At 42.6% G+C, this 8,003-nt stretch carries 5 protein-coding genes; all 5 read right to left on the reverse strand.

Annotation, left to right across the window (positions count from 1 at the left end; genetic code table 11):
* The coding region (locus RH85_RS16000) for a restriction endonuclease subunit S (protein WP_006713745.1) at window positions 1-493 on the reverse strand (493 nt) is incomplete at its 3' end.
* Window positions 490-3,255 (reverse strand): type I restriction endonuclease subunit R, encoded by a 2,766-nt coding sequence (locus RH85_RS16005; protein WP_006713746.1) that lies wholly within the window; start codon window positions 3,253-3,255, stop codon window positions 490-492. The genes RH85_RS16000 and RH85_RS16005, both read right to left, overlap by 4 nt.
* Window positions 3,256-3,261: 6 nt before the next feature.
* Entirely contained in the window at window positions 3,262-4,167 is a 906-nt protein-coding gene (locus tag RH85_RS16010) for a restriction endonuclease (protein WP_006713747.1), read from the reverse strand.
* Window positions 4,168-4,344, reverse strand: coding sequence for a methylation-associated defense system helix-turn-helix domain-containing protein MAD1 (gene mads1, locus RH85_RS16015; protein ID WP_006713748.1), 177 nt, complete (start codon window positions 4,342-4,344; stop codon window positions 4,168-4,170).
* Window positions 4,345-4,601: 257 nt separating this feature from the next.
* The gene (locus RH85_RS16020; protein ID WP_006713749.1) at window positions 4,602-7,964 is read right to left on the reverse strand and encodes a DEAD/DEAH box helicase; all 3,363 of its coding nucleotides are present in this window, start codon (window positions 7,962-7,964) and stop codon (window positions 4,602-4,604) included.
* Between the last annotated feature and the right edge of the window lie 39 nt (window positions 7,965-8,003).

The following is an 8,003-nucleotide window of genomic DNA, read 5'->3' on the forward strand; positions in this document are numbered from 1 at the left end:
GAACTAAATCTTGTATAGCTCTCGGGGCCAAAGGTAGCTTGAGCGATCTTAGTTGTTCTAATCGGATTCCTTTAACAGTCGTTCCCGTACCAAGGCTTTCTATGTATGAAGCTAGCGAAATATACCAGTACTCTACATATGACTTATTTACTGATTTAGCTAGAATAAGGGCTTTAAGATCTTGGTTAATTGTTGTCTCAAAAGGCAAACGGACTATTTTACCTAAGCCCATTCGTGTAGATACGATAAGCGTATCTGGTGATATTAAATTTGTCGCACTATTCTCAATTGCATCCAAGCTAATATGATCAATCGTATCCTTTGGTCGCGAAGTTTTCATGTCCTTAACGGATAACCAAGGGATATCTCCAGACCAATAACTTGGATTTGATTTTGACGGAGTTCCTCCACCAATAATATTTAGTAATACTTCATCAAGAGGCACCCATTTCCAACCAGAGGGTAAATTAGGAGTGTTCTGTCTTCTACTCATGCTATTAGGTAACCATTTAATTCATTTACTACATTATCCAGCTTGTCACCAAATAACTGCTTTGCTTTGAACACCCCTCCTTGCTGGTTAAACGGGGCGTAATCAAAGTCTTCGATCATCATCTCTGCGTTTTGAGCGATCTGCTGTTTAATCATATCTAACCATTCAAGCTGGCTTTCATCAAACTCAACACCAGCTTGTTGTTGCTGGCTTAGCCACGCATTAAAACGGCGCTCGACCACCTCAGGGAATGGCTCGAGTACATCTTTTAGGCCTGTTGCATAACTAACTAGGCTTACGATATTAGTTAGCAAGGTCGCCGGTGGCACACCTTTTACTTTGGCTGCTTCGAGCTGCTCATACGCCTTCCATACTTCAATAGGCGCGAGATTATAAGGCGGCGCTTGGATGTTTTCAGCAAGTTCTTCAATCTGATCGTAACTCAAATGTCGTTGTTGGTACGGTTTGCTGTAAATTAACTCAATTGCGGTGAGCTCATCTTTGTTGTCATCCATAAACTGCTTAAAGCTCTTGATAATATGCTCGGCTTTTTCAGCATCAAAACCAGCATCGATAAGTTCATCAGCACTTTCATCAATGATTTGGTCCGTATTGCGCCTTACCTTTTCCACTAACTCTCGTACATCAGGATTGTGAAATGGTTTAACGGCAGCATCGGCTAAAGGCTTATAGACTTGATCTCGTTGTTCAACCGTCGGTGCGTCGGTACCAAACTTTTCTATCGCTTCTTGCTCAAGGTAATCTTCATTCGTTGCATGTATCAGCTCACCTGCCACAAGCGCAAGCGGTTTGCCCATTAACTTTGTCAGTTCTGCTCGCTGCTTGTCGTCTAATTTAAGATCTAAGCGGATTAAGCGGTTACCCAAGCTTTGTAGTGTATCGGCATCTCGGTCACCCCTAGCAATTTGCTCCATCAGTTTTTCAGTAGACACTGATGGTTTCTTCTCCATCGCTTGGCTTTCCGTTTTGTCTGACTCTGTCACTCCGACTGCATCAACTAAGACAAATTTGGTTTTTGCTTTTGCATCCGGCGTAACGAGGTGCAGAGAGCTGGTATCAATCACTCGAGTACCACGCCCTTTCATCTGTTCATAGTAAGCTTGGCTACGAACATCACGCATGAAGATAACGCACTCAAGAGGCTTAATATCCGTACCTGTCGCAATCATATCGACGGTAACTGCAATACGTAGCCTTGGGCTTGTACGAAATTCTGCAATGGTGTCTTCGGCTTTCTTCTTGCCAACCCGATAAGTTACCTTTTTACAAAAATGATTATCTTCATCAAATACTTCTCGAACTTTATCAACGATACGATCTGCGTGATCATCATCTTTGGCAAAGATCAGGGTTTTAGGGACCCAAGAGCGTTCACTAAAGCAATCAGGTAAGCATCTATCCTTGAAAGCACTTAGAACGGTTGTTATTTGGTTAGGCGCAATAACGCTCCTATCTAGCTGGGTTTTGTTATAACTCTCGTCTTTATCTAAAACTTCTTGACGCTTTTTCTTAGTCAACCTGTCACGGATCTGTACAGCGGTCCCCGCTTCTATTAAGTCTCCTTCCTCTGACTTTTTGGTTTTGATTCGGTAGATGTCATAACCGACGTTTACCTTATCAATGACAGCATCTTCATGAGTGTATTCAGAGACCAAGTTTTGGTTGAAGAAACCGATGGTTTTCTTGGTTGGGGTCGCCGTTAGCCCGATCAAAAATGCGTCGAAATACTCAATTACTTGCCGCCATAGGTTATATATTGAGCGATGACATTCATCGATGATGATCAAATCAAAAGTCTCAATCGGTATCGCAGGGTTATAGTTTACCGTTCGAGGTTGCTTAGCATCGCTATCTGCTTCTACTTCATATCCAGAACGCTCATCAGCGTCATCATCGAGTTCCGAGCCTGAAAGCTGTGAGTAAAGTCGTTGGATTGTCGAGATAGTCACTTTCGTTGTATCCGCGACGCCTGTGGTACCCAAAATATTTACATTGTAGTGAGACGTAAATTTTCGACCATCGAGTGGGGTATCGTATTGCTCAAATTCTTTCTTGGCTTGGCGACCCAGGTTGCCCCTATCGACCAAAAACAAAACACGCTTAGCCTTGGCGTATTTTGCTAAACGAAATATTTGTGTAACGGCAGTAAAGGTTTTCCCCGAGCCAGTAGCCATTTGCAATAGTGCACGGGGTTTGTTCTTTTTCAGTGAGTCTTCTATCCCATTGATAGCATCGATTTGGCAATCACGAAGACCTTGCGTGTCGAGTTCAGGTAAATCCAGCATACGCGCACGAAGTGTTTTCTCTTCCTCTAGCCACTTTTTCAATGTCTCTGGCTTATGAAAATGGAAGACATTTCGGCTACGAGCTTTAGGATCTCGATAGTCACAAAAGCGAATTTCTTCACTGGTTGCTTCGTAAGTAAACGGTAACTCATCCATCCAACGCTGTGTGAATGCTGATTTCGATAAACTATAACGCTCGCTTTGCCCTGCGACTCCGCCTAGAGAGACTCCGTCTTTCTTAGCCTCAATAACGCCGCATGCTTTGCCATCAATGAAAAGCATGTAATCCACTGGACCTGTGGACGTATCCATCTCTCTAATGGCGATTCCGTTGATGCCTTGCTGGCCTTCGTAAAGATTGAGACGTTTCTTATCCTGGATAGTCCAACCTGCGTCCACCAGCTTTTGATCTATGATTAATCGCGCCTGCTCTTCTGGCGTTAACTCTTTATCCATCGTGGGCTATCCTTCAAAAAACTCTTCATCGATACGCTTGATATGCAAAACTTGCTCATCTCGGCTGCCAATGTTGTAGCGCAGCATCAGCTTAGCCAACTCTTTACCATTGATAAGCACGATGCGCATGCCTAGGTCTTTGGCTGTTTGAATAGCTGATGAAGTAAATTCAGATGTGGTAATGAAAATGCCTTTTTGTGCTTTCTTCAGATTAAGTGCTCCAAAAAAGTCTCTGATTTCACCAGCGCCAACGTTGTTTCCATCGGTGTAACGCTTGGCCTGGATGTAAACCTGATCAACACCAAGTGGGTCTTGATTAATCACGCCATCGACACCGTTATCGCCGCTCTTTCCAAGCGTATGAGCCATACCTTCATCACTTCCGCCGTAGCCCATTGCTAGTAGCAGGTCGATCAGCAGTTGTTCAAAGAAGGCTGGAGACACTTTACGTGTTCGTGACAAAATATCTGAGGCTAAGGCATCGTTAATCTGTTTGTAAGCAGCTCTCAACACTTCATCTGGCGTCGCATCATTATCAGGCACTGTTGTATCTTCAACTTTGTCTGCATCACCGTTCTTTTGTTTAGTGAACGCATTGAAGTCATCAAAACGTTTTAGGTATTGGTTATTGATCTCTTCACCACTGTTTAGAGCCTCTTTTCCCAAATCTGTTATCACGAAATGACCACGCCTTGTGGAATCCAAAAGCCCAGCTTTTGCTAGATAGGTTTTGGCCCATCCAACTCGGTTCGTGAATGCCGCTTGTCGGCCACTAGGAAGCAGCTCCGTTCTCTCGTCTTCTGACAGATTGAATTGCTCCGCTAGCAAGTCTACAACGTTGCTAAGCTTAATTTCTTCATTCTTCGCAACCTCCAACACTGGCTTCATTAACTCTTGATAATTTGGAAGCATTTAGGCACCTGTTTTTTGTTGTTCAATCCACGCTTCTAAGTCTTCACGCTTGAAACGCCAAGAACCGCCTACTTTAAAACCAGGTAGCTTTCCTTCGCTTGCTAACCGGTATGCTGTTTTTTCGGCAAGCTTTAGATACACTGCAACTTCTTTCAAGGTTAAAATTTGGTCTACCATTCAGAGCGTTATCTCATGTTGGTTTAATTCTTCAGAATTGATGGTGAGAGAATATGGGAAAATTGGGGAATCGACAATGTGAGATAACTCAATACAAGACTGAGTGCATAAAAAATACTAATCTCCACCAGCAAAAGCTGGTGGGGATTTGTCCAATTAGTAGCATTTCATAACTATCAATGCGATGATTGCTTGAACGATAGCTTCACGCTATGTTAATAATCCAGTAACTCACAGAGCATAAGGCAAACTCTCACCTAGGGAGTTGGCGATGTCTCTTTGCATTGTGTGGGACTCTCGCTTAGTGGATAGTCATTCGTACTGAAGTGATTCAACTTTCTGTATGTTTTGTCAAAATAGCGCTTGTCGGACCAAACCTGAATATCACCGATGACAAACAAATGTTTTTTGGCTCGGGTAACAGCTACGTTCAACAAATTTGGTTTTGAAGAAGCCCAAGATGCCCCGCCACTGTTTTTAGTGTCGCAGCCGAGAACCAAAATAACGGTATCATTCTCCTTGCCTTGAAAAGTGTGCACAGTCCCTACGTTGTATTTCAGAAAGTTATTAAACTCCTTTTCATTCCAACTCGAGTTACTAAGCAGCTCTGACTTGCTACGCCTCAGATCTTCTTTCAACTCTTTTCTTACCGCTTTAAATGGAGTTATTAGATAGATGCTGCTTAAGTCGCCATTGTGCGCTGCTAATTCGAGTAAAAGGGCTTTAACATCTTCACCCAACTCACGTTTATACTGTTTGTGTACACAATCTCCTTTTGAATCATTCCAGCGATTACGCCCTAAAGCCATATGAGTTCTTGGTTCAACATCTTTAGCCTTGTCAGAGCCATGTATCATTCGATTGTTGTAAGCTATTTCATTCGAAATGCTAAACATGGGCTCGATACATCTACGATGTACCCATAACGGTATACCTATCCATTGTTCTTCACCATCCATATCTATCATACAGCCATACGGATTAACGCGATCAGCTAACGTCTGAACTGACCACATACAAGGGTCCCACTTCTCTGATTTTTCTTGCAACTTAGATTGCATTAAGTAGTCAATCAGCTCTGGTGGAGATGTAAACACAGGTTCAATTTGCAGAGGGTCTCCAACAACCACGGCTCGCTTAGCACGAAGCAAACCACCTACAGCAGATTGTGGTACTGCTTGCCCAGCCTCATCAATCATCAGCCAACCTAAAGACTCTGGCGGCAGCTTAGAAAACATATTTCCCAATGAAGCAAAAGTCGTCGAAACCACGGGGACAAACATAAATAGTATCTGCCAAATCGCTAGTGCATTCTCGCGACTCTTCCCTAAAACAACATTATTCACTTTATGTATCTGAGATCGAAAACTATTCAGGTTGCTAGCCTCAATCAACCAAGCCTCATGAAGCAGTAACGCTGCAGCGTATACGTCAGACCTCAGTGCATTGATCTTTTCCTGCTGCCAGCACGCGTGTCTCTGTCTGTCATGCCCCTCAATATCATCAGTAGTTTCTGGTAAATGATACCCCTTAAACTCGTCTCTATAGGCATCTAACTCATCTAAAAGCTTCTGCTTTTTAAGCTCCTTAGAGTGAATATCGACCTGCTGCTGTGAAATTTTCTTTGTACACCCTTTTATCTCGATTTCTTTGGCTTCAACATCACCAACAATCAACCGAATAGCTTTTTTGACATTTTCGTACTCACCGAGTTTTTGAGATAGTGAAGCCTTATATTGTTTATTTTTCTTAGTGTTAAAGAACCGACTAAACCAACTAGGCGAGTTAACCTTCAATAGCTCAAGGGAAATTGAAATTTCTTCTTCCCTTCTCACTTCTGCATTTCTTGTTGAACTAAGAACATCTAGGTCTACAGAGAGCGTTTGAGCATCGTTTTCTAGCTCATTTAGAACTAGGTTCATTTGGTGCAAATCAGCATCAAATTGATGTTCATCGAAAGTCTTTTGCAGGCTATCAAAATAGGCTAACTTGTCATTCAACTCATGGAAACGAGATAACTTCTCGTTAAAGGCCCTTTTGGCAATTTGAAAAGAAGGCCCGGTATAAGTTGAGCGATATTGCCAAAAATTCAAGAAGTCCAAAGAAGGCTCTCTAACCGCTGGCTCATTGCCTTTTTCATAGTAGTAATCAAAGAAAAAGCGATCGAGAAACTTTCGCCTCTTTTTATAAGCCCCCATGGCAGCAGATATATTTCCCCAGCTCTGTCTTTTGTCATTCAAGGGTTGTAAACGACCTTTATTTTCATCAGCACTTACTTGGTTTGCTACAGAACGAAAAAAACTGGTATTAGCGTATCTGTCAGCTATCGACTTTGCTTGAGGAAGCTCTTTTGAGATATTTTCAACGGCGGCATTGTTTGATGACGCCACAACCATTTCAAAATCAGTAAGCTCTTCAATAAGAAATCCTTCTGAACTTAACCCATCGCTAACCTTCGAAAAAGAAGCTAATACCTTCGCTCTCTCAACAATGTTTTGCGCAATGATATCCCGCAATAACGTCGTTTTACCTGTGCCTGGAGGACCATTAACCGAGATCACGCCACCTGTTTTCAGCTCCTTGAATACCGTATTGATGGCGAACTGCTGCATTAAAGACATGTTATGCGCAGGCTCTGTCAGCCACCTTCCTTCTGGTGTTTCTTTGGGGTTCAAGTGATTATGAATCAGCGGTATCGAATCGTTGGTATACAGATCAACATGCTTATGACTGGATTGTCCCAAGTAGGTTTGAAGGGGCTGGCTGGCCCTGCCAGTGGAAATCGCATTAATGGCCCGCTCTATATCTCGAATATAAAAGCTGTTTAGAATAGGTAACTGAGATTCGTCTTCTTTAGATGCATCTTCATTATCGTCTTCAATTTTTCCTGGGGCATTTTTGTTCTCCAAAAAATTGTCTGACTTCGTTTCATACTCATAAAAAGCCATCTGAAACGGGTAAACCTTTGAGTTCTCTGAAAGCAACAAATCTTGATTAGAAATACCAGCCCATTGGTAAAGCCCGTCAATCAAGCTCATTAGGCTTCTCACACAAAGAGTATGCCTTCCCTCTGAGCTAGGATGGTTAGGCAAGGTGGCTTCCCAGCGATCTACAAACTCGTTAAGATCATCACAACGACTATCAAATCGTTCCTGAGATATCGTCGCAGCCCTGCCACCAAGTAACTCAGCTAAAGCCCAAGGTAGCGTGCTTACCGAAAAGGTATCGAGTCGTGGAGTACCAAACTCATCCAACATCAGTTTAGCAAAGCAAGACGCTCCCTCATTATCTCTTCTTTGCTCTATCTCTTCAGAGATGCAATCTTCTTGCCTGTGGGTAGAAAAGTACTCCGCAACTTTTTTATCTATAGCCGATTTATCGAATAATCCCAGATATAGGGTATAAGTACACTTTTTACCCGGAGTAAGGCCGAGTGAATCACGAGCTGCGGGATCTAGCCACGGAAGTAGATGGTTACCACATGACTTCAACTCGTGACACGACACATTTACTGGTGTAATTTTACTGTCGTCTTTATCTGGTACTGAGTAGGCTTGAAAAAACTCCACTAAATGCCAGGCTTTCAATATATTTATCGAGTCTTCTTTTCTACTATCCACGAATTAACGCCTATCAATACCATCAAATATCATTAAGAA

This window comes from Vibrio ichthyoenteri ATCC 700023 (assembly GCF_000222605.1).
Taxonomy (GTDB): Bacteria; Pseudomonadota; Gammaproteobacteria; order Enterobacterales; family Vibrionaceae; genus Vibrio; species Vibrio ichthyoenteri.

Bases quoted from the DNA above. Each gene is read 5' to 3' on its own strand.
- RH85_RS16005 (WP_006713746.1), bottom strand. From the start codon at position 3,255: ATGGATAAAGAGTTAACGCCAGAAGAGCAGGCGCGATTAATCATAGAT.
- RH85_RS16010 (WP_006713747.1), bottom strand. From the start codon at position 4,167: ATGCTTCCAAATTATCAAGAGTTAATGAAGCCAGTGTTGGAGGTTGCG.
- mads1 (WP_006713748.1), bottom strand. From the start codon at position 4,344: ATGGTAGACCAAATTTTAACCTTGAAAGAAGTTGCAGTGTATCTAAAG.